The 21,874-nt window shown below is 50.5% G+C and carries 19 protein-coding genes; 5 read left to right on the forward strand and 14 right to left on the reverse strand.

Going from position 1 to position 21,874, the window contains the following annotated elements; all coding sequences use genetic code 11:
- Positions 1-345: 345 nt before the first annotated feature.
- Positions 346-513 carry a hypothetical protein gene (locus C7B82_RS32820; protein ID WP_181357755.1) on the forward strand — a complete coding sequence of 56 codons (168 nt, stop codon included), beginning with the start codon at positions 346-348 and terminating at the stop codon, positions 511-513.
- On the opposite strand, the gene C7B82_RS31730 is transcribed toward C7B82_RS32820, so the two are convergent.
- The 14 genes from C7B82_RS31730 to C7B82_RS28675 form a co-directional block, all read right to left on the reverse strand.
- Positions 510-743 (reverse strand): hypothetical protein, encoded by a 234-nt coding sequence (locus C7B82_RS31730; RefSeq protein WP_146141304.1) that lies wholly within the window; start codon positions 741-743, stop codon positions 510-512. The genes C7B82_RS32820 and C7B82_RS31730 overlap by 4 nt on opposite strands.
- Before the next feature lie 485 nt (positions 744-1,228).
- A complete protein-coding gene (gene cas12k / locus C7B82_RS28615) occupies positions 1,229-3,142 on the reverse strand; it encodes a type V CRISPR-associated protein Cas12k (RefSeq protein WP_106260488.1) in 1,914 nt (637 codons plus the stop codon).
- Between the two features lie 91 nt (positions 3,143-3,233).
- Positions 3,234-4,157: a restriction endonuclease gene (locus C7B82_RS28620; protein WP_106260489.1), complete on the reverse strand. Its 924-nt coding sequence runs from the start codon at positions 4,155-4,157 to the stop codon at positions 3,234-3,236.
- Positions 4,154-7,360: a type I restriction endonuclease subunit R gene (locus C7B82_RS28625; protein WP_106260491.1), complete on the reverse strand. Its 3,207-nt coding sequence runs from the start codon at positions 7,358-7,360 to the stop codon at positions 4,154-4,156. Before C7B82_RS28625 ends, C7B82_RS28620 begins: the two co-directional genes overlap by 4 nt.
- Positions 7,361-7,395: 35 nt before the next feature.
- Positions 7,396-7,899, reverse strand: coding sequence for a hypothetical protein (locus tag C7B82_RS28630; RefSeq protein ID WP_146141305.1), 504 nt, complete (start codon positions 7,897-7,899; stop codon positions 7,396-7,398).
- A 428-nt stretch (positions 7,900-8,327) separates the two neighbouring features.
- The gene (locus tag C7B82_RS28635) at positions 8,328-9,101 is read right to left on the reverse strand and encodes a DUF1828 domain-containing protein (protein WP_106260494.1); all 774 of its coding nucleotides are present in this window, start codon (positions 9,099-9,101) and stop codon (positions 8,328-8,330) included.
- Complete coding sequence (locus tag C7B82_RS28640; RefSeq protein WP_106260496.1) at positions 9,101-9,556, reverse strand: DUF6978 family protein; 456 nt, start codon at positions 9,554-9,556, stop codon at positions 9,101-9,103. The genes C7B82_RS28635 and C7B82_RS28640 overlap by 1 nt, the downstream gene beginning before the upstream one ends.
- A complete protein-coding gene (locus C7B82_RS28645; protein ID WP_106260498.1) occupies positions 9,556-10,896 on the reverse strand; it encodes a restriction endonuclease subunit S in 1,341 nt (446 codons plus the stop codon). The genes C7B82_RS28640 and C7B82_RS28645 overlap by 1 nt, the downstream gene beginning before the upstream one ends.
- A gap of 173 nt (positions 10,897-11,069) precedes the next feature.
- Entirely contained in the window at positions 11,070-11,387 is a 318-nt protein-coding gene (locus C7B82_RS28650) for a hypothetical protein (protein WP_106260500.1), read from the reverse strand.
- A gap of 7 nt (positions 11,388-11,394) precedes the next feature.
- Positions 11,395-11,841, reverse strand: a complete 447-nt coding sequence (locus C7B82_RS28655; RefSeq protein ID WP_106260501.1) for a type II toxin-antitoxin system VapC family toxin — start codon at positions 11,839-11,841, stop codon at positions 11,395-11,397.
- A complete protein-coding gene (locus C7B82_RS28660; protein ID WP_106260503.1) occupies positions 11,838-12,089 on the reverse strand; it encodes a hypothetical protein in 252 nt (83 codons plus the stop codon). Before C7B82_RS28660 ends, C7B82_RS28655 begins: the two co-directional genes overlap by 4 nt.
- A gap of 44 nt (positions 12,090-12,133) precedes the next feature.
- Entirely contained in the window at positions 12,134-12,358 is a 225-nt protein-coding gene (locus tag C7B82_RS28665; protein ID WP_106260504.1) for a type II toxin-antitoxin system HicB family antitoxin, read from the reverse strand.
- Positions 12,345-12,569 (reverse strand): type II toxin-antitoxin system HicA family toxin, encoded by a 225-nt coding sequence (locus tag C7B82_RS28670; protein WP_106260506.1) that lies wholly within the window; start codon positions 12,567-12,569, stop codon positions 12,345-12,347. The genes C7B82_RS28665 and C7B82_RS28670 overlap by 14 nt, the downstream gene beginning before the upstream one ends.
- A 19-nt stretch (positions 12,570-12,588) precedes the next feature.
- The gene (locus C7B82_RS28675; RefSeq protein ID WP_106260507.1) at positions 12,589-14,175 is read right to left on the reverse strand and encodes a class I SAM-dependent DNA methyltransferase; all 1,587 of its coding nucleotides are present in this window, start codon (positions 14,173-14,175) and stop codon (positions 12,589-12,591) included.
- A 111-nt stretch (positions 14,176-14,286) separates the two neighbouring features.
- Between C7B82_RS28675 and C7B82_RS28680 the strand changes: the two genes are divergently transcribed.
- Genes C7B82_RS28680 through C7B82_RS28695 form a run of 4 tightly spaced genes read left to right on the forward strand, consistent with a single transcriptional unit; the run spans position 14,287 to position 21,650 of the window.
- Positions 14,287-14,460, forward strand: coding sequence for a ribbon-helix-helix protein, CopG family (locus C7B82_RS28680; RefSeq protein WP_106260509.1), 174 nt, complete (start codon positions 14,287-14,289; stop codon positions 14,458-14,460).
- A gap of 39 nt (positions 14,461-14,499) precedes the next feature.
- Complete coding sequence (locus C7B82_RS28685; protein WP_106260537.1) at positions 14,500-14,826, forward strand: CU044_2847 family protein; 327 nt, start codon at positions 14,500-14,502, stop codon at positions 14,824-14,826.
- A complete protein-coding gene (locus tag C7B82_RS28690; RefSeq protein WP_106260511.1) occupies positions 14,823-17,771 on the forward strand; it encodes a tetratricopeptide repeat-containing serine protease family protein in 2,949 nt (982 codons plus the stop codon). Before C7B82_RS28685 ends, C7B82_RS28690 begins: the two co-directional genes overlap by 4 nt.
- 3 nt (positions 17,772-17,774) lie before the next feature.
- Positions 17,775-21,650, forward strand: a complete 3,876-nt coding sequence (locus tag C7B82_RS28695; RefSeq protein ID WP_106260512.1) for a HEAT repeat domain-containing protein — start codon at positions 17,775-17,777, stop codon at positions 21,648-21,650.
- The last annotated feature ends 224 nt before the right edge of the window (positions 21,651-21,874 follow it).

A 21,874-nucleotide genomic window follows, 5' to 3' on the forward strand; every position in this document is an offset into this window, starting at 1 on the left:
GCTGCACCTCCAAATCGTTGAAATCGATACCTCCATCTAACTTTACATACCGGAGCTTTTCAAGCCTGATCTACTTAGCAATGCTGAGCGTTTGTTAATCGCTTTCTCTTCAAAAACTAAAATGCAGTCGCTTCTGATTAAGTACGACTGCATGACTACATGTAATTTGAATATGCTTACTGAAACGTGAATCTCGACTTTGTCCGAGAGGATAGCGCCACGAGTTAGGAGGTTTCTTTCAACTCGCCCCTTGCTAAAAGGGCTGTTGCGACAGTAGTTCCACTAGCAGCGTCAGTCCGGCTGGGAGGCTTTCAACCTATCTCTCGCTGGAAAGGCGATCGCGACTTGAGCCGCAAGAGTTCTTACAACAAAACGCAAGCTTTCAACCCACCTCTCGTTGGAAAGGCGATCGCGACACCGACTCATTCAGTGCGATCGCATAGCGCCAAGGCTTTCAATCCGCCTCTTGCTAAAAAGGCGATCGCGACCGTGCATCGCCTAAAGCCGCGTTAGTGGGGGTGAACAAAGCTTTCAATCCGCCTCTTGCTAAAAAGGCGATCGCGACTCCAGGCCAAATTGAGCCACATACTCAAAGGCTGTCTTTCAATCCGCCTCTTGCTAAAAAGGCGATCGCGACCCAGGAACACCGTACTTCCAGATGACAGCAATAGGAGCCTTTCAACCCGCCTCTTGCTGGAAAGGCGATCGCGACTCCGCATGGTTTGATAAATCGTGTTTGACATCTAATAGTCCTTTCAACCCGCCTCTTGCTGGAAAGGCGATCGCGACTCTAAGGGTTGAAACTTAGTCACAAAAGGCTTTTCAGCAGTGTTTTTGGCAAACCTCGCTTTAAACTCGATTTCTGGCCTTTCAGCAGTCGTTTGAGGTTGACAAGCAACCTCCAAAAAAGAGTCTCAGAGCGAAATGCAGCCTTTTGGCAAACCTCCTAGGCATTTTGCCCTTGCTTCGGTTTGCCAAATTTGAACAGTTAAGGTGGATTCCTCCTTGCTCGGAGGTGAAGACGATAAACCATCACTGCGGTATACCCGCACCCTCTTGCTGGGAGCGCGCCCAACTTCGGGGTGGACAGTCGATCTGAGCCAGAAAGCAAGACCATCTTCCGACAGTCAAAGTAGCTCGTAATTGGCAGTAGCACAGAGACCATTACTGGCATGAACTATGGCGCAATTCATTTATACAGTACAAATGTTCTAATTACAAGCAGCCTTTATTTTCGTGCTTGGTAGGCTGCGATCGCCAACCCTTTAGCTCTCTCTTGCGGCGTGCCTGTAAACGACTGCTTGGCTGTCTCAACTGCAATACCGATCTGAGCCGCCTGACTCTGAATGGCTTGGCTGAGTTGAGCATAGCTCCAACGATGCACACTCGACCGATAACTGAGCGCATACTGGCGCTGTCGTTCGACAGAACCGAGAATTTTTTGTTCTGCTCTAGCTTGCACTTCGCTCTGGATGATTTCTCGGAGGTCACCAACATCAGGTAAGACAATACTGCTGACCTGGTATTGTTGCGCGATCGCTACGATGGCTCCTGCGATCAAGCGATCGATGTACTCGCCCAAGTTTGACTCACCGAATTGATTGGGTGCATTCTTGGACTGATTGTTATGCCGCTGATGGGCATTCCGCTGCTGACGGAGGCGAGATCGGTTCAGGAGTCTATAATTCTCTCCTAAAAGCTGCCGAAGGCTGCGATAAGTGATTGCTTTGCCAGTTTGAATATTGACAATTGCAAGCGTAGCGGGTTTGTCTAACCCGTAGCTGATACCAGCAAGCAGCGAAGGTTGTCCCTGATAGAGTGGATGACTTGGACGAGGATAAGCATGATTGAGTAGTGCCAGCGTTTTTTCACGTTTTTGAATAAACGCTTCCTGTTTTGCATTGAGCTTGCCTTTGGCTTTCGTGCCAGCAATCACTTTTGTATAAGTGGCAGCTTTCTCCTGACGCACCTGATCGGTGCCTTCGGTCGTCCAAAGGCGAGTCTCTACAACGCAAGCTAAAGAGAGTCGATGGACGTTCCACGGATCGCCTTGATGTTTGCCCGCCTGCCAAGCAAGGCGTCCAGAGCGGAGGGTAAATAGGCTGCTTGAGAGCTGACCCTTACTGGCTTTTTTGGCCTCCTGATCCTCTAAAAACCGCTTGAACCAGTGAAGTTGCCTTTGGTCGCAGTAAACCTCAAACGTGTGTTCGCCCAGACCATTGAAGCTGACGCATAGCCTTCCCTTCTCGTTGAGAAACCAGCGAAGGTCTTCATTCGTTTCATAGTTGACTGGAAAGGGCAGTATTGCAGCCTCAGTCAATAAGCTGGCTTGCCAGTCTGCCGCTTCCGTTTCATCCTGAGGAACACACTTCGCTGACTGCTCTAAGGCTTTTAACCAGTTGTGCCACGACAAATCCCTTCCTTTAGGGAGTCTTGTACGCTGAAGCGTATGCATGAGCCGTTCTAACCGGATTTCTGTTTTGCGGCGACGTTTAGCAAACTTTTTGGCATCTTCAGGCTTGTCCGGTATCTTGCTGCCATTTTTGAGCAGGTAGGCGATCGCGCATCGCGTCAAAACATCGTCTACGGAGTCGTACAACTTGAAAAGCTCATTAGGAATGTTGTTCTTCTTTGGCTCAAGTGTTTGTGTCGGTTGCTTCTGGTTGCGAGACTTTTTAGGTTTAGACTGACCATTGAGTAGCGTTTGGGATTGTATCTGAGCCAGTATTGCTTCAGCCTGCACTTTCAAAGCATCTAGGTCACTACCACTGGCTTCTGTTAGCTCATCGTCACTTTTGAGCATGGCGAGCCAACGGGTCTGACCCGCAATTTTGTTTCTGACGCGCTTGCGAAGGGCTAACCAGGATTTGTAGATGCGATGCACGAGGGCGATCGCAGAGCTATAGAATCGTCCTGGTTGGCCTGCAAATTGTGAGTCTTCCTTCAACTTCTCGCAGAACTGTTTAACGATCGCCACTGAGAGGTTGCCTGAGTGGCACCATTCCTCGAAGTGATCGTCTTGAGCAACTTGTTTCAGTAGTGTATTAACGAGAGGAGTGTACTTTTCTGCCATCAGGTGCCAGAGATAGCGACGAGTGTCTTCTGTAGCAACCAATCTACACTCAATAGTTTTTTGGCTCATTGCGAATAAATTAGTACAAATGAACTAAATGATAGGGCAATTTGCTCCAGTAAGCTACATTGAGTGAAAAATCGTCTTGCGTGTCAAGCTTCTAGAAATCAACGTCGGCAAAGAAGTCTTCGTCGAGGCGCTTGAGGTGAAAGGTTTCTTTGATGCTGACACCAACATCGTGCTCGATCATAAATTGAGTCAGCTTCTGACCGTCAATCAGGATGATTTTGCTGTCGCGTAGTTGGGCGGCGTAGGCGATCGCCTGCTGAGTGTAGGTGGAGGTGGTGATAAATACGCCTTTGCGGGCACCAACGCCTGCTAACGCCCCTTGAAAGGCTTGAATCTTTTCTCTGCCGATCGAATTCTCCCAGCGTTTGGCTTGGATGTAGATCACATCCAGCCCCAACTTGTCTTCTTTGATAGTGCCGTCGATGCCGCCATCGGGACCACGGGGAACGCCTTCGACATCTTTGAGGCTACCGCCATAACCCATCGCGTGGAGCAGCCTTAAGACCAACCCCTCAAAGTGTTCAGGAGCGAGTTGTTTAACTTTGTCGAGTAGTTCATCCCGCAGTTCAGGATTGAGGATGCCAATCGCTTTGCTAATGGTCTCTTCGGGGGTTGTGGTGGAGGCTGGTGTCGCGTTGGGAGTGGTGGCAAGGGGTTCTTCAGTAGCAGACCGTTCTCTGAACTCGCGGAATTCATCAAAGCGTTGGAGATAGAGGTTATCGATCGCAGTTGGGTTTTCCGCCAGCACATCCCTTCCCCGCTGCGTAATTTGGACGGAACCGCGCTTGGGTCGAGAAAGCAAACCGGCTTTACGAAGATAGGTGTTGGCCCACCCGATGCGATTATCAAAAACGGACTGTTGACCATTGGGGAGTCTGATGGCTCGTTGTTCTGGGGTGATACCGAATTGGTGCGCGAGTTGTTCGCGCAGTGTGGCGATGGCGTGCACTCGCTCATCCTCAGCTGCGAGCTTGAGCAGTGGCAACATGAACTGATCGTAGGTGGGTAAGCTCATGATGCTGCCCAGTCTTTACACAGGGTTTCGGCTTGATGGATGACGGTTTGAGTGGCTTTCTCTTGTTTGTCGGGTGGGTAGCCATATCTGCGAAGAAGTCGTTTGACGATCGTCCTCAATTTCGCCTTTACAGTTTCCCGCTCTGTCCAGTCAATGCTGACGTTGCGACGCACCGCTTCCACAAGTTCACGAGCGATCGCCTTCAAGGTTTCATCGCCCAGCACCTTTACAGCACTATCGTTGACTTCCAGGGCATCGTAGAAGGCGAGTTCGTCTTCAGTCAGTCCCAGGTCTTCACCCCGTTGGTTGGCGGCTCGCATCTCTTTGGCGAGTTCAACCAGTTCCTGGATCACCTGAGCCGATTCGATCGTGCGGCTTTGATACCGTTGAATGGTGCTGGCCATCATTTCGGAAAAGGTGCGAGACTGCACGACATTACGGCGAGATCGCGTTTGCAGCTCGTCATTGAGCAGCTTCCGTAGGACTTCTAGAGCGAGATTCTTTTGGGGCAGGTCACGGACTTCTTCGAGAAATTCGTCTGAGAGGATGGAGATTTCGGGGTTGTTGAGTCCAGCGGAGGCAAAGATGTCGATGACGGCATCAGAGGCAACGGCACGCGAGACGATTTGGCGCACGGCAGCATCAAGTTCCCCTTTGCTCTTTGTCCCCTCAACGGTGTGTTTGGCGAGGGTGGCTTTGATCGCCTGGAAGAAGCCAATGGCTTCTCGCAGGTCGATGGCGGTGGGTTCCGTGGCACAGAGGGCAAAGGCTTTGGACAGTTCGGTAACGGACTGGATGTAGCGCTGGATGCCGTTATCTTCCTGGAAGGCGGGGCGGAGAATCCAGTCGGTGGCTTCACGCAAGACCGTAAGGCGTTCTGGGGGTGTACCTGTGAAGAAGCGGGAGTAGTCGAAACCGTGGAACATCGCGGCGACGATCTCATATTTCTCCTGCATCAGGGCAACAGCTTCCTCAATCGGGATGCCAGTCTGTCCTCGATCGCCTTCGGTGTAGTCCATCAGGGCGGCTTTCAAGTCTTGGGCGATGCCGAGATAATCGACGACTAGACCACCGGGTTTTGCTCCAAAGACGCGGTTGACGCGGGCGATCGCCTGCATCAGGTTGTGCCCTTTCATGGGCTTGTCGATATACATGGTGTGGAGGCAGGGCGCATCAAAGCCTGTGAGCCACATATCCCGGACGATAACCAGCTTGAGCGGATCGTTGGGGTTGCGTAGACGATTGGCGATCGCGTCGCGTCCCTTCTTACTGCGGATGTGGCGTTGGAGGTTTGCGCTATCCGCAGCGCTGCCCGTCATCACAACTTTGATTGCACCTTCATCATCCTTGTCAGAGTCCCACTCTGGACGAATCTGGACGATTTGCTTGTAGAGTTCGGCGCAGATACGGCGGCTCATGCAGACGATGATGCCTTTACCTTCCAGGGCAGCAAGGCGATCGTCGAAGTGGGTGAGGATGTCCTGGGCGACGAGTGCCTGACGTTTTTCGGTGCCGACCATTGCTTCAAGCTGTGCCCACTTGCTCTTGAGCTTTTCTTTGGTGGTCTGCTCTTCCCCTTCCGTGACGGCTTCAAAGTCGGGGTCAATCTTCGGTTTTTCGTTTTCGTTCAGGGCGAGTTTGGCAAGGCGGGCTTCGTAGTAGAGGCGGACGGTGGCTCCATCTTCGACGGCACGTTGGATGTCGTAGATGTCGATGTAGTCGCCGAAGATCTGGCGGGTGCTGGCATCAGCTTTGTTGATCGGGGTGCCCGTGAAACCAATGAAGGAGGCGTTGGGCAGGGCATCGCGCAGGTATTTGGCGAAGCCGTAGGCAGTGTAGGCTCCCTCTTCGCCAGTGGCTTTATCTGTGGTTTTGACAACCCGCGCTTTGAGTCCGTATTGGGAGCGGTGTGCCTCATCGGCAATGAAGACGATGTTGCGGCGGGAAGAAATCACGTCGTAGTCGCCGCCGCGTTCGTCTGGGGCGAATTTCTGGATGGTGGTGAAGATAACACCACCGGACGCAACATCGAGTTTGGTTCTGAGGTCGGCGCGGTCTTCCGCCTGGACGGGTTGCTGGCGCAGCAAGTCCTGGCATTTGGAGAAGGTGGTAAGGAGTTGGTCGTCGAGGTCGTTGCGATCGGTCAACACAACCAGGGTAGGGTTTGCCATTGCCGGATGCTGGATGATTTTTCCGGCGTAGAATGCCATCGAGAGGCTCTTGCCGGAACCCTGGGTATGCCAGATTACGCCAACTTTCTTGTCTCCTTCAGGTGCGGTCGCCTGAACGGTAGCGGCAACGGCTTTGTTGACGGCGTGGTATTGGTGGTAGCCTGCCATCTTTTTGGTGATGGTGTCACCATCGACTTCAAAGGCGATGAAGAAGCGAATGAGGTCAAGGAAGTGCGATCGCTCAAAAACATCGCTGATTAAGACTTCCAGTTCCGGAGCATGGGGTGAAACACTAGCAGCATAGGTTCCGCCTGTTTCGGCGGCTTTGGGCTGAGTGCGATTGGGGAAGGGGAGCACCTCGGCTTGAGGACGGGGTGGAATGCGCCAGGGCATGAAGCGATCGCGATCGGCAGTGAGTGAACCAATCCGGGCAGTCATCCCATCGGAAACCACCAGCAGCGCATTAAAGGTGAAGAGACTGGGAATGTCGCGTTTGTAGGTCTGGAGTTGGTTAAAGGCTCCTTCAATATCAGCGTTTTCGCTGGCAGCGTTTTTGAGTTCGAGGACGGCGAGGGGTAGCCCGTTGATGAAAACGACAACGTCAGGACGGCGGTTCTTATGGTTCTCAACGACCCTAAATTGATTCAAGACTAACCAATCGTTGTGGTCAGGATTCACCCAATCTATGAGCCAGACTTGATCGTGCACCATGCGTCCAGTCTCGCCTTGATAGGAGACGGGGACACCCTCTGTAAGGAGGTGATGGAAACGGCGATTATTTTCAAACAGGTTTTGGCTTTCAGATCGGATTACCTGCCGCACAGCATCGTCCAAGGCTTCAACGGGCACTTTTGCATTAATCTTTGCTAATGCCGATCGCAAGCGTGCCTCTAACACAACCTCAGAGTAAGTCTCCCGCTCTGCTTGAGGTTCACCAGGAGCAAGGTCAGAACCGTGTAGGGTGGTGTAGTCTAGCGCCCTAAACCAGGCAAGGGTTGCTTCCTCGATCATGGCTTCTGACATGCTGCTCATGCTTTGGTGCTCCTGCCTCTTTTGACTGCTAAAGCTCAACCTGCGGTGGGGGCAGGTCGTGTATTGGTTGGTCTAGTGGCTTGAGCAGGAGGTTGTTGCCTGGGAATAGCAGGAGCATTGAGCTGGCGAGAAAGGTTGAGTAGATTGGTGCAAAAACCTTGAACGTTTTCAGATTTTTTGTAGAACAGGATGAGATGAGAACAAGGAGTATGCACTACTATCCAGTTCTGCTTGAGCACGAAGAAGAGCACAATAAACACGATGCCAATTACCCAAAGCAGAGTGGCAATACCAAGAAAGAGTAGCCACCAGAGCCGTCCTTCTACAACTTCAACAGCGTCAATGTTCTGAATCCGAGTATGAATTTCCTTCTTTTCTAAGCCATAGGAGGTTTTGGTGCTGGTATGGAGCGTATCACCGACAATTCTCATCGTTGCTTTTCCACTAGCTGGAATCACAACACTTCCCCACACCTGCCCCGGTCTACCGTGAATTTCGGGCATTACTTGACCAGGGCGGCTGAGTTGGCTATTTGCCATGATTGAATTCCTTAGGTAAATGTATGGGAGCGATGCTTTACGGACTGAGACGCACCTTTCTCCTAGACTTCCTCTAGTTCATCCACAAGTAACAAGGGTCTACCCGGTAATATCAGCGCTTGATGATATGAGCCAGGGAAAGCTGGAGATGTTGTTACAGAAAACCCTTTGTTATAGAGCTCCTAGCAGTTTAGGCATCAAAGATAAATTAGCAACTCAAGCTTGGCTCAATGTATTTGAAAGGGAGCTTTTCTTAGGATTTTCTTTGAGTTCTAGGAAATTTTGAAGTTGAGTGGCCCGATCGTTTATGGTTCTACAGGTTCGGTTTTGCCGTTTCACTGGTATCGCCCCTACAGACACCAGGAGACACAACACTTTATTACCTGACTTTCAACGAGGCAAGCAGTCATCCCAAATTGAATGACTGGTTACCCTTGGGGTGCGACCAGTTCTGCAAATTGCTCTGGTCTTGACCAGTAGGCAATATCCGAAATTTGTTCTAGAAACTGGATATTGCTAGGAGTCCAGACATCCAAAGTGTCATCGAATAGAGAAATAAACTTGACGTTATCCGCGCCAACCGTCAAATAACTGATGTCGTACCAGGTCGCAAGGGTGCTGTCTACTTTTGCATTAGCGGCGGCACGACTTCCAGTACTCAACAATTCCACAAAAGAACTTTGTCTGGGATGCCGAGTATGAAAGTCGATGGTTCGAGTACGACCAGAACGACTCCTAACTTTTTCGTTTTGGATAAAGGGAATCTTAAGCTCTGACAAGAAGTCTGCAACCTCTTCTTGAATCGACTCAAACGCTCTTGTTCTAAACGTAAACCAGAGGTCAGAAACTCGAATGGTGGCTTGAGCCAGCCTGGTAATGGCTGAAGCCAGAGGTTCGTTCTGCTTGACCCTCAGCAACAACATGCCTCGATATTGCTCTATGCCAAGAGTCAGGCAAATATCGCGAATGAGTGCTTCTTGTTTGTCAGTCTTCTTTCGGGTAACGGTTTGCATCCGCAACCAGCGCAGCGTGTCACCCAAATCAGTCAGTGTTATCTGTCCTGCTTTTTCTTGAAAGTAGAGGTCGATAACATCCCCGTCTGGGTACAGGTAAGGGGTACGAATCCGCACAAAGCCATTGATAGGAGAGCATTCGTACATCTCCCCAACCGTGTTGGCGATTTCTGTGCAGGGACTCAGCATTAGAAGAACAGGTCTAACTGTGTGGGTGGTGGAGATTTCATTTCTCCATTATGGGTGATCCGGGCTTCAGCGCAAAATTGTTGCCAAACGTTGACAGGTTCAGTGGCAGGTGCGGTGATATCTTCTGGGACGTAAGCATCTTTGTCTCGAACGTTCTCGTCCCACCGATGCTTATGTTTTTCACCAACCAATTTCCCATCAGGATTTCGGTGATCCTGCCCTAAATCGAGTGCATAAACTCTACCAACCCCACGATGAATCAGGGCGTAGGTGAGCTTTTCAGTGAGTGGGTTGTAGCTGCCTTTGATAAAGAGGGGATAGCCAGCTTCGGAAACTATTTCTGCTCGGAATTCAACGGCTGGGGAATGGTCTTCATCCTCATCCCAAACGATGTCGCTCTCAATCCGTTTGGAATCATCATTAATGATTTCCTCAAACTCATCCTGGGGTAGCATCAGGCAACTGCCTCCACCATCTTTTCGGCATCCTTGACGCGGATCTCGCCGGAGAGCAGTTTTGGCAGTAGGGCATCACGGATTGAGGAAAGGCTTTGAGCTTCCAAGTCGTGAATTTTAGCTTTTCGATCTAGGGATTTAACAAAATTTTGGTATGCGGATTGAATCGGTGTGGGTGACAATATAAACTTTAAGTGCCCAATCGAAGTAAAAGTTATTTGAGGAAATGTTCCTGAACGAGAATCAGCAATTACTTGTAGCTCTGCTAAAGTCTCTGGGCGCGTTAATACTCGGTACAACAACCTCGGATGAATCTCATCGCTAGCCCGTATCACCATAAACTTGGTTGATACTACATAATCAGTTGGAGTAAAGTCTACAAACGCATATCGCCCATTTGCTGGACGAATCTCACTAATGAGAATGTCATTTTTTCGGATAGCTTTTTTAGCTTGACCGGGTAAGCCATTCCCAGATGAGTAGTTCGCGTGTAAGAATTGACCCCATGCTATGTCTCCTGTATTTAGGAATATGACATTTGAGTGAGATGCAAAATCGAAGGACTCTGACTCGTTACTCGAGATTTCTTGTAATTGCTTAACCTTCCACCCTTTTGGGATTTTGCCTAATGGCGAATCCTCAAACGCATCAGGAAACAGAGCAGCAGTTTCAGCATCCATGCCTGCGGGTTGTCGTCCATCCAGCTTGGCACGGACGGGGTCGAAGTCGATAAACCAGGATTTGAAGAGGGCACGGGCGATACTCTCCAACGTCTGGTTCATCTGCTGGTTGAGTTCGATTTTGTCGTCGAGGGAAGAGAGGATTTGGGCGATCGCTTTTTGTTCGGCGATCGGAGGAAGTGGAATTTCTGTTGTTTCCGCAAAGTTGGTGTATTGGAAACGAGCTACTCCTGTGTGTTGAACTTGGTGCCGCTCCATCTGCCCTGTTTTATACAGGTATTGAAGAAACCAGAAGACATACTCAGGAAAGGCAAGCTCTGTGTTGACTCTTGGAAATCGACTAAAGCTTGCACACGTTATCAGATGCTTTGCTTTCTCAAAAAGTCGAGGTTTAAGAAGTACCGTCCTTCCTGTGGGTTGGTCTTTTGTGCCTCCAGCCGTTTCAATAAGGATGTCATAGGGTGCAAGCTGCTTTCGTTTAGAAATATGTTTTGGAATAAAACGGGTAGGAACGCTAGATAGGCTACCATATCGAGCTGAAGAAAAATCAGTTCCTCGGATAATATGCATTTGCACACTATCTTCTACTGGTTCGGCTTTTCCCCATTCGCCATCTTTTGTGAGGATCAGCAAATCCTTTAGTGAGGCAGAATCAACCAAAATAACCTAATCTCCTCAAGTTATTACTAATTTCCTTCTCCAACCAAGCCGACTCTTTAAACTACTCCTCTAACATCTGCGTCGATGCTCATTTTGCCATACCAGGCGATGCTTGTTTAGAGGCATTTTGCGCTTCTCGTTCCGCGACATTCCATGAACGCTGCATCTTCTCCTCACGCCTCATCACTCACTGCCTGTCTCCATCCCAAGCCCGAATTCATGAGATCACTGCTATCTAGCCCTTCAGTAGTTTGATTTTTTCCAGTTAGCGCGATCGCCATCACTTCAGGCGCGTCAGGCAGCGATTGTCTAACTCGTTCATCGTCTGCTTTGGCATGGCTCCCATAAAACCAATCTCGATAAGCATTCAGCCGAATCTGTTCTGCTTGAACCTGGGTAATATCGTTAAATCCTTCTTCATATCCAGCAACCACCACTCGCGTTTCTGGATCAAACTGTGATAGAGCTTCTATAAGTTCACGAACGTTCATCTGCTTCTTAAACCTCCAACTCGCTGATCACCAAAACCCGCAGTTCTGTTACCTGTTTTAGTTGATCATCATTCGTCAAAAGCGCCTCACAGCCTTCTTCTAGTGCTGTTGCCATCTGGAAGGCATCTGGTAACTTTAGGTTGTACTTTGCCCGCACCTCAGCAGCGTTTCTAGCGATCGCTGAAGTGATATTGACAAAATCAGCCGTGTCTTGAGCCGTAATGATGTCAACAAACAGTCTTTGCTGAAACAAATCATTTTGGCGAATTGGCAAGACCAAGCATTCAGCCAACGTGACTGGAGAAGTGACCACACGAATCTGAGCCGACTCAATGAAATCAAATATTCCATCCATAATGGCGGAATAATTAGGGTTCGCATCGACGTAATAGATGACCGGAGTTGAATCTAGAAACAATCGATTCACCTGCTGAAACGCCGCCTCAAGTTTCATAACCCCTCAACAATTCGTTGTTCTCGCTCATCCCACTCGCTCCGTAACTGGTTGACCCATTCCTGAGCATCCTGCCCATTTAGCACATTGGGCGCAATGCCACGCAATTCTCGCCAGCTTCGTTTAGGCTTGCTTTGAGTCACTGCCCGACGCTTTAGCTGCTCCGTCGTGTGGCTAATCACCTCCAGTTGTTCAGATGAAGTGAGTTGTTCAATTTCCTGTAATACTTGCTGTAGTAAAGGACTCATAACCCCAACCTCCTAAGATTTTCTCGAATCGCTGCATTATCTCCTCAAGCTGCCTGTAACGTTTGAGGCTGTGGCAATGGTCGCCCCTCAACCTGATAACTCTCAACTAGCAATTCCAGAACTTCCTGAGCATTTTTCAGCGCCTCCTCATAGGTGTCACCATCCGTAAAATAGCGTTGAATTTCCGTCGCAAACTCTGGCAATTCCACAAGATACGCCTGATCAGCTTCAGACCAGGCAATATTGACTCGATACTTAAGTTGGCTCATCGTTCTGCTCCTTGTCTTCTAGCCGTTGCAACGCATCCTTAACTAACTTCTCTAAATAAGCCTTCGCATCCTTCCCATCTTTACCTGCAACTGTAATGGGCAACTCTGGTAAAGCTGGATGAAGCCAGCGTTCATGGCTCCCTCGCACTCGGACACATTCAAAGCCAGCTTTACGCAGTGCAGCCTTCAATTCTCTAATTTTCTTAGGCATCTCCAAAAAGCACCCAGTTCTACATCCCCAACGCTTTGAGATTTTGCCGGATTGCTGCTTCCAGTTTGGCACTTTCTGCAAACTGTTCCTCCAACTTCGCCGTCAACCGCTGCATCTTCTCCTCAAACGGCTCATCATCCGCTTCCAAGTCCTCCGCTCCCACATACCGTCCTGGAGTCAGCACATACCCATGCGACTGCATCTCCGCCAACGTTGCGCTCTTACAGAACCCTGGCACATCTATATAAGTGCCTGCCTCCGGTTCACCCCGCCACGCATGATAGGTTGCCGCAATCCGGGCAATCTCCTCCTCCGTCAACTCCCGGTGGGTGCGATCAACCAGATATCCCAGCTTTCGGGCATCAATAAATAGCGTCTCCCCCCGCCGATCACGCAAGGTCGAAAAGCCCTTCGACCCCACCATTCCCTTCTTATTGCGTGTTACAAACCACAAACACGCTGGAATCTGCGTCGTGTAAAACAACTGCCCCGGCAGCGCAATCATGCAATCCACTAGATCCGCCTCTACGATCGCCCTGCGAATCTCCCCCTCACCCGACTGGTTAGAACTCATCGAGCCATTTGCCAACACAAACCCCGCAATGCCATGCGGTGCGAGGTGATGGATCATGTGCTGCACCCAGCCATAGTTGGCGTTGCCCTTCGGCGGCGTGCCATACTGCCAGCGCACATCATCCGCCAGCGACCCCTGCCACCAATCGCTGATGTTAAACGGCGGATTTGCCAGGATATAGTCTGCCTTCAAATCCTTGTGCAGGTCATTAGTGAAACTGTCCGCTTGGCGATCGCCAATATTGCCATCAATCCCCCGAATCGCCAGGTTCATCAAACACAGTCGTCGCGTCGTCGGGTTCGACTCTTGCCCATAGATGGCGATATCGCCCTTGCGTCCCCCGTGCGCCTCCACAAACTTCTCTGACTGCACAAACATACCGCCCGATCCGCAGCAGGGGTCATAGATCCGCCCCTTGTACGGCTCAATCATCGCCACCAGCAGCTTCACCACCGACTGCGGCGTATAGAACTCCCCACCGCCCTTGCCTTCCTTCTCAGCAAACTGCCCCAGGAAATACTCATACACCCGGCCCAGAATATCCTTCGAGCGACTGGAAGAATCCCCCAAGCCCAGCGTGCTGATCAGGTCAATCAGTTCCCCCAACCGCTGCTTATCCAGATCCGGTCGGGCATACTGCATCAGCAACACGCCCTTCAGCCGTGGGTTCTCCTTCTCGATCGCCAGCATCGCCTCATCAATGAGCTTGCCGATCGTCGGTTGCTTCGCGTTCGCCTGAATGTGTGCCCACCGCGCTTCCTTCGGCACCCAGAAGACATTCACCCCCAGATACTCATCCCGGTCTTCCGGGTCGGTGTAGTCGGTCTCCTGCTTGGCTGCCAGGTCATCGTAGAGTTCCTGGAACGCATCCGAAATGTACTTGAGGAAAATCAGCCCCAGGGCAACGTGCTTATACTCGGCAGCATCCATGTGTCCGCGCATTTTGTCAGCGGTTGCCCACAGAGTTTGCTCAAACCCCAGATTTGCCCCGTTGCCGTTCTTCCCGTTAGTCTCGTTTTTTGTTCGTGCCATGCTTCCCGTTCACACTCTCTGACTGCTGCCTGTTTCCAGTTTGGCTACCTGGCTTCTGCCGCAACCAGAGATTATAGTTGTTCCATAGCGTAACTCACTCGTCTTTACAGAATGCCCCGCCTTGGCAAACGCTACATCGAACATTTAAACGTCAGGGTGCCGACTTTAGAGATGGCACTCCTCAGACAGTACTGCGAAGCAACTCAGCGCTCTCAGTCAGATGTGATTCGCGAATTTATTCGGGGTCTGAAGGCAGTAGTGCCAACGGCTCCAGAGCGCCCCTAACAACGTTGATGTGGCAACTCAAGCGAGGAGATGAAGACCATGACCTTTGCTGAATCCCGTAGTGAAACCGTGCCGGTGCAGCTTCCGAATGGGGCGATCGTCAAAGTCGAGGTCACGAATACCGGGCGAGAGGATGTCGGGTTTGACACGAAGCAGTTTCAGCCCGTAGCCGATGCGATCGAGGGTGTGGTGCAGATGATTGCTGCCCCGATTCAAAAGGTGAGACCGAAGAAAGCGACGGTGAAGTTTGGCATGGAACTGGCGATCGAGGCGGGGCAATTGACGGCAATCATTGTCAAAGGCTCCGGTAAAGCCAACCTCGAAATTACGTTGGAATGGGAACCTGGCAAAAAGCTTGAGCCATGAGTCACCTAGAGGCTTTGCTACAACAGTGCACGGTGAAACTGACCCTTCCAGGCCGGATCGGTTGGGGCACGGGCTTCTTTGTGGCTCCTGGCTGGATTCTCACTTGTGCTCATGTGGTGCAGGAGGCAAAGGGTGAACCTCTTCAGGTGCGGTGGCAGAAAAGAGAACTGGAAGCAGTGGTGGAGCGATCGCTACCTGATCTCTATGATTTGGCATTGCTGCGAGTGACGCTTCCTGCCGATGCCAACCCGCCCTGCGTGTATTTGGATCAGGATATTCGATCACGAGATCCGCTGTACCTATTTGGTTATCCCGACCAAGATTTTCCCAATGGTTGCCCAGTGACGTTTAGCTGTGAAGGTTTAACGGGGGACGAGCCAGCGTTAATCAAGTTTGTTTTGGGACAGGTGCGACCGGGGATGAGTGGGTCGCCGTTGCTGAACCAGCGCACGGGTCAGGTGTGTGGGATTGTGAAATTTACACGCGATCGCTCCTTTGACTTGGGTGGCGGAGCGGTGCCTGCGGCTGTGATTTTGGCTCAGTTTCCCAAACTGATGGAACAGCAGCGAGCGTTTCACCAAAGCGATCAGCGCTGGTTGCAATGGCTGGAAGGGGCGATCGCGGCCAATGCCACAACTTTGCCTTCGACACGAGCCACCTTATCCCTCTCCACCTACGACCCCACCACCTGGGTCGGTCGCGATACCCTTATCGCCGCCCTCTCTCGCAAGCTTCAGGAACACTACCGCATCCTCGCGATTATCGGCATCACTGGCATCGGCAAAACCGCCCTCGCCAAACGCCTCGTCTTTGATTGCCTTTCCCCTTTCTCCTCTTCCCCCACTTCTCCAACCCGCCACTTCGCCCGCCTCAACTTCGACGATCGCGCCCTCCCTCACGACTTCATCACCGCTGCCACCACCCTGCTGCCCAAACTCGGACACGCCACCACCCCCGATGACCAGAAAGATCCCCAGCGGTTGCTGGCACGTCTACTGCAAATTTTGCGAACCACGCCCTATCTGGTACAGATCGATTCCCTGGAAATGCTGCTGGAAGGCGACGACGAACAGGGCTGGACAACCTTTAAGGACGAACTATGGCTGTCTTTCTTTCAGCAACTCCTGGCAGGCGACGAGTGCCAGAGTCAGTTCATCCTCACGTCACAGGCATTACCCGAAGCGCTGGAGATTGCCGCCGATCGCTATCCCCGCTACTGGCACCGTCAGGAGTTGGGCGGACTGAGCGAGACCGAACAGCTAGAGATCTTTCAGAAAAACGGATTGGAGCCAGATGCAAGCGCGATCGACTACCTGAAACGCCTCGGACAGCTGTACGACGGACATCCCCTCGTCCTCCAGGTGATTGCCAAAGACATCCTCGATCGCCCCTTTCACGGCAACGTCGCGCACTACTGGCAGCGCTACCAGGCAGAGTTTGATGCCCTGGAGCGCGATCGACCCAGCCGCCGCCATGCTCCTCGCGCCCTGCAACTCCGCGTCATGCAGCGAGTCGAGCAATCCTTGCAGCGCTTACCTGTGGATGCCCGCAACCTGCTCTGCCGCAGTGCCGTCTATCGTCGTCCGGTGCCCGAAGCCTTCTGGCTGGCGATATTGGCAGACCTACCCGAAGACCGTCAGTGGAATGCCCTGGAGGTGTTGAAGTCTCACAACCTGGCAGAGGAAGAACTGGCGATCGGGACAGACCCTGCAGTGACCCTCCTGCTCCAACATAACTTGATCCGCCGTGTGGCAGGCGATCGCCTGCAAGCTGACCCCACTGCCTGGAACGATGCCCACCGCATCGCCGCCCATCTCTGGCAGACTGCCTATGAACCCGCTCCCGATGCCCCGAACCTGGAAACACTACGCGGCTCCCTCGAAGCCTTTCACCACTTCTGCGAACTAGACGACTGGACAGCCGCCAGCGACATCCTGATTGCCCAAAACGTGGGGGCACAACTCGAGACCTGGGCGTATTACCGCGAAATGCTGCCGCTCTATGAACGACTGTTGGGCAAGTTAGACGTGACCATAGACGTGGCTTGTGAAATAAGTATCGGGAATGCTTTCTTTCGTCTGAGCAGCTATCCTCAAGCAGTTGATCATTATCAGCGAAGTTTAGCCATCGCCCATCACATCGACGATTTTCAGGGACAAGGGAAGATACTCAACAACTTGGGTCTTGTTTACCAAAATTTAAGCGATTACGCCAAGTCAATTGAGTATATTCAGCAAGCGTTGACGATTGTTCGTAAACTTAGCTATCGCCAGGGGGAAGGCATCGCACTTGGAAATCTGGGACTTGCGCACTGTTGTCTAGGCGACTACCTGCAAGCAATTGAGTATCATCAGCAAAACTTGTCTATTGCCCGCGACATCGGTGATCGTGAGAGCGAAGGTAATGCACTTGGGAATCTGGGACTTGCTTACTATTTTCTGGGCAACTATCCACAAGCAATAGACAATTTTCAGCAAAAGTTGTCTATTGCTTGTGAGATTGGCGACCGTCGAGGCGAAGGCATTGCACTAGGAAGTTTGGGCAGTGCTCACCATGCTTTGGGCAACTACCCGCAAGCGATTGAGTACCATCAGCAAAACTTGTCCATTGCCCGCGAAATTGGCGATCGTCGGAGCGAAGGCATTGTACTGGTTAATTGGGGAGGAACATTACTCAAACTTGAGCGGTATACAGAGGCTCAACCCCACTTGCAAACATCCCTGGAAATCTTCAAAGCCCTGGGCGATAGAACGAATGAAGCGGAAGCCCTTTTAAGGTTGGCAGAACTCCATCACAAAACAGGTCAGCTTGACCTGGCGCGAGAGTATTGCGATGCCGCGTTGGCAATCGCCACTGAGTTAGGCATTCCCCTGGTCAAAGAATGTGAAGAACTCAGGGCATTGCTAGCAGCCGATGTAACAGTCAAGGAGCAGCATGAGGGCTAATTCATGGCTCAGCTAGAGGAATTGCTGCAACAGTGCACCGTCCAGATCATCATCCCCGGTCAGAATGGCTGGGGCACAGGCTTTTTTGTTGCTCCAGGTTTGATCCTTACCTGTGCTCATGTCGTCAAAGCGCTGAATGTTGGTGCTACTGCTCAGATTCGCTGGCAGCAGCAGTCAGACTTTGCCACCGCAGAACTCCTTCAATGCGAGTCTCAACTCGATCTGGCGTTGTTGCAATTCACGCCAACCAATGCTGATTTGCTCTGCGTCTATCTGGATGGAGCACTTCAGACAGGGCAGGAGCTATATTTCTTTGGCTACCCGGATCAGGACTTTGATCATGGCTGTCCGGTGACGGGAAGTTGTGAGGGCTTCACCGGCGATGTGCCGCCATTGATTAAGTTCAAGCAGGCTCAGGTGCGACCGGGGATGAGTGGGTCTGCCCTACTAAACCGACACACAGGAAAGGTGTGTGGGATGGTGAAGTTTACGCGCGATCGCTCCATCGATTTAGGTGGTGGTGCCATTCCCACCCGTGTGATTTTGCAGCAGTTTCCCCAACTACGAGAACTTCAGCAGGAGTTTCATCAACGCGATCGACGCTGGAGTGACCTGTTGCCAACTGCAACGCACCCAAATAAGAAGCTTAATGCTAAGGCAGTTGAACCGTATTTGCGATCGCTGCTTGCAGACGAGAAGTATCAGCAGCAGTGGGGATTCTACACGCTAACGGATGTGATCAGTAAGCTTCAGGAACCGAAAGCGAAAACAGTACTGGACATTGGGCTGATGGTGCAGTTGATGAAGCCCAAGCCGTCAGATGCTGCCCGCAATCCAGGGCAGGAAATGTCAGAAAAAACGGAACGGCTGCCTGTTCTGGATGGCATTCGCAAGTATGCGGCGGAACACGTCCTGCTGATGGGAAAACCTGGATCAGGGAAAACCACAGCGCTGCTCCGATTGCTGATAGACGAAACGAGGCAAGCTCTGACCGATTCGTCCGCCAAAATCCCAGTGTTAGTAGAGCTGAGATATTTGGATGCAGAGCGACCGTCTGTACTGGAACGGCTTGAAGCCTTTCTGCGAAGCCACAACCTATCCATAGACGAAGCCACCCTCAAAACTGCTTTGGCAGAGGGCCAGTTACTGCTGCTGATCGATGGTGTGAATGAGTTGCCCTCAGAGGCAGCCCGACGAGCTGTAGCTAGCTTTCGGCTGGACTATCCACAAACGCCGATGATTTTCACCACGCGGGATGTGGCGATCGGCGGTGATCTGAGCATTGAGAAAAAGCTAGAGATGCAACCCCTGAGTGAGCAGCAGATGCGGCAGTTTGTGCAAGCGTATTTGCCACAGCAGGGAGAGCCGATGTTGCGGCAGTTGAAGGGGCGACTGCGGGAGGTGGGACAAACGCCGTTGCTGTTGTGGATGCTCTGTGAAGTGTTTCAGGGACTGAAGCAACTGCCCTCTAGTCTGGGGCTGCTGTTTCGCTGGTTTACTGGGGAATATGACAAGCTGAAACAGGATGTGCCTGTTTCGGATGGGTTACGACACTGGCAGTCGGAATTATTGCAACGTCTGGCGTTTACTATGATGCAGGCAGAAGAGCCAACGGAATTACGGGTGGCGATATCGCAACAGGAAGCCGAGACTGTGCTGGCAGAGTTTTTGCACGACAAGGTTGATTACCCCACACAACGAGCCAAGGAATGGCTGGAAGATCTACTAGAACATCATCTCCTCCAACGAACTAGCCAGAACCAACTGGAGTTTCACCACCAATTGCTTCAGGAATATTACGCGGCAGAAGCTCTGCTGAAACGCCTACCTCATGTCAGCGGTGAGCAACTGCAACGAGATTACCTCAACTATCTGAAGTGGACAGAACCTATAGCATTGATGTTGGCATTGGTGAAGCAAGAGGCACAAGCAGTGCGGGTGGTGAAACTGGCTCTAGACGTAGACTGGATACTTGGGGCAAAATTGGCAGGAGCGGTCAAACCAGAGTTGCAGTTAAAAACGGTTGAGGTAATTCAGAATGCAGAGATACTTCCATCGTTGAAGTCGTGGGTTCTAGGTCACACTCGATCAGAATTTGCTATTGCGCTTCCTCTCATGGATCTCAAACATCTAAATCCTCGGATGCGTTGGTTAGCAGTTGATTCATTAAGATTGATTGGCTCGGAGAAGGCTATTCCAGAGCTTCTTAAACTATTAGATGAAGACCCAGAAAGCTCTGTTTGTAGCTTGTCTGCTTATGCATTAGGTGAAATTGGTTCTAAATCTGCAGTTTTGGGCTTAATTAAAGCATTGAAAAGCCAAAGATGTCGAATAGATGTAGTCAATGCCCTTAAACAAATCGGCTCTGAAACTGTTATTCAAGAATTATTAGATGTTGTTGAAGATCCCTACTATCATTACCGCTCCAGCCTATCAGAGGCAATTGTTCAGATTATTTCGGAAACAACTATTCCAACAGTCACGCCTAGGCTACTCAAAGCGCTTGAGCACCCTGATAGTCGGGTTCGCCTCACTGTTGGTCAAATTCTCAACCAAATAGATTCTAAAACGGCTCTTCCAGATTTACTGCGAGCGATTGAACATCCTGATGCTCGCATACGATGGAACGGTATCAAGGCATTTGGTGGTTGCAGCGTGGAGCCTACTGTCACAACATTGCTTGAGGCATACGAAACTCAGCAAAATGCTTATATTCGTAGAAGTATTGTTACAGCATTAGGGCAAATCGGTTCAGAGGCAACAATTCCAGGACTAGTTAGAGCATTGGCAGACCCCAATGCTTCTGTTCGTTGGAGTGCAGTTGAAGCATTGGGACATATTAATTCAGAATTAGTTATACCCTTGTTGATACAGGCTTTAAGAGACCAAGATGCTCAAGTTTGCAGGAATGCCGCGGCTGTGCTTGGAAAGAGCGGATCAACAATTGCTATAGATGAATTGCACAAATTGCTTAAAGAACCTGACTCCTCTAAGCGATGGATGGCTGCTGAATCGTTGGGTGAAATTGGTTCTGAAGTAGCTGTTCCAGAGTTAATTAAAGCATTAGGTGACCTAGATTCATCAGTGCGTAGAAGTGCTGCTTGGGCATTAGGTGAAATTAGTTCTGAAGTAGCTGTTCCAGAGTTAATCAAAGCTCTAAGGAATCAAGACTCTTTTGCGTTAGAAGGTGTCATTGAGGCACTAGGTAGAATTAGTTCAGATCAAGCTGTTCCACAACTTATTAAAGTTCTAGATGATCCAGATCATAGATATTCAAAACGTAAAGTCTGCCTCAAAACAATAGAGGTACTAGGGAAAATTGGCTCTGAAGAGGCTGTCCCAAAGCTTTTAGAAATATTGCAATACCCGAAAACATGGGCTGAAAATCCTATTAAACAACCGGTCTCACTTTGGGAAATTTTCCATTCTGAACAACTAATGCTGCCTAAAGCGATTGAGGCTCTAGGTCAAATTGGTACTGAAGAAGCTGCCTTAGGGTTAGTCAAATTTCTCGAATTAGAGATGGATAAAGTAGATTCTAACTATTTTATAGATGAATTTAAGGCAACAGTTAAAGCTTTGGGGCAAATTGATTCAGAGGTTGCAATTCAAGGACTGCTTAAAGCGAGTCAGCATCCACACTCTGTTGTACGCGCATGTGCAGCAATAGCGTTGGGTAGCAGTCAAAGCAACCTAATTGCTAAACAGCTTCCTTTTTTGGGACAATTGCTCAATAAGTTTAGTGGTTGGGAGGAACTCAAGGCAATATCTGGTATTCAAGCAAAGTGTCAATTCTACAACTACAACACCTTCCAAGCCGCCCAGTTTCCAGACAAACCTCCCCCACCTCCTCACCTTAATCTCAACGAAATCTGGTAAAAATGCCCTCCGCATTATTCTCACCATCTAGGAAAGTTGCAGATACTACAACTACAACATCATTCACAGTCTCATTTCCTCAGGTAAATCAATTTCTCTCTTCTTCTCTCATACTACAAACGATGGAAATCTGCGAAATGACTTCGCTGTGCATCTTTCCGTGTTACCCGAAAACCATGAGCCTGTAACTGCATGGAGCAAGCGAGATGAGGTCTTTTGGGCAA

It is taken from the genome of Stenomitos frigidus ULC18 (assembly GCF_003003795.1).
GTDB classification, from domain to species: Bacteria; Cyanobacteriota; Cyanobacteriia; order Leptolyngbyales; family Leptolyngbyaceae; genus Stenomitos; species Stenomitos frigidus_A.

Excerpts from the sequence above, each read along its gene's own strand:
- C7B82_RS28665 (WP_106260504.1), bottom strand. The coding sequence starts at position 12,358 with ATGAGCCAACTTAAGTATCGAGTCAATATTGCCTGGTCTGAAGCTGAT.
- C7B82_RS28680 (WP_106260509.1), top strand. The coding sequence starts at position 14,287 with ATGCCCCGCCTTGGCAAACGCTACATCGAACATTTAAACGTCAGGGTG.
- C7B82_RS28620 (WP_106260489.1), bottom strand. The coding sequence starts at position 4,157 with ATGAGCTTACCCACCTACGATCAGTTCATGTTGCCACTGCTCAAGCTC.
- C7B82_RS28650 (WP_106260500.1), bottom strand. The coding sequence starts at position 11,387 with ATGAACGTTCGTGAACTTATAGAAGCTCTATCACAGTTTGATCCAGAA.
- cas12k (WP_106260488.1), bottom strand. The coding sequence starts at position 3,142 with ATGAGCCAAAAAACTATTGAGTGTAGATTGGTTGCTACAGAAGACACT.
- C7B82_RS28675 (WP_106260507.1), bottom strand. The coding sequence starts at position 14,175 with ATGGCACGAACAAAAAACGAGACTAACGGGAAGAACGGCAACGGGGCA.
- C7B82_RS28655 (WP_106260501.1), bottom strand. The coding sequence starts at position 11,841 with ATGAAACTTGAGGCGGCGTTTCAGCAGGTGAATCGATTGTTTCTAGAT.
- C7B82_RS28635 (WP_106260494.1), bottom strand. The coding sequence starts at position 9,101 with ATGCTGAGTCCCTGCACAGAAATCGCCAACACGGTTGGGGAGATGTAC.
- C7B82_RS28670 (WP_106260506.1), bottom strand. The coding sequence starts at position 12,569 with ATGCCTAAGAAAATTAGAGAATTGAAGGCTGCACTGCGTAAAGCTGGC.
- C7B82_RS28685 (WP_106260537.1), top strand. The coding sequence starts at position 14,500 with ATGACCTTTGCTGAATCCCGTAGTGAAACCGTGCCGGTGCAGCTTCCG.
- C7B82_RS28640 (WP_106260496.1), bottom strand. The coding sequence starts at position 9,556 with ATGCTACCCCAGGATGAGTTTGAGGAAATCATTAATGATGATTCCAAA.
- C7B82_RS31730 (WP_146141304.1), bottom strand. The coding sequence starts at position 743 with ATGTCAAACACGATTTATCAAACCATGCGGAGTCGCGATCGCCTTTCC.
- C7B82_RS28630 (WP_146141305.1), bottom strand. The coding sequence starts at position 7,899 with ATGGCAAATAGCCAACTCAGCCGCCCTGGTCAAGTAATGCCCGAAATT.
- C7B82_RS28690 (WP_106260511.1), top strand. The coding sequence starts at position 14,823 with ATGAGTCACCTAGAGGCTTTGCTACAACAGTGCACGGTGAAACTGACC.
- C7B82_RS28660 (WP_106260503.1), bottom strand. The coding sequence starts at position 12,089 with ATGAGTCCTTTACTACAGCAAGTATTACAGGAAATTGAACAACTCACT.
- C7B82_RS28695 (WP_106260512.1), top strand. The coding sequence starts at position 17,775 with ATGGCTCAGCTAGAGGAATTGCTGCAACAGTGCACCGTCCAGATCATC.
- C7B82_RS28625 (WP_106260491.1), bottom strand. The coding sequence starts at position 7,360 with ATGAGCAGCATGTCAGAAGCCATGATCGAGGAAGCAACCCTTGCCTGG.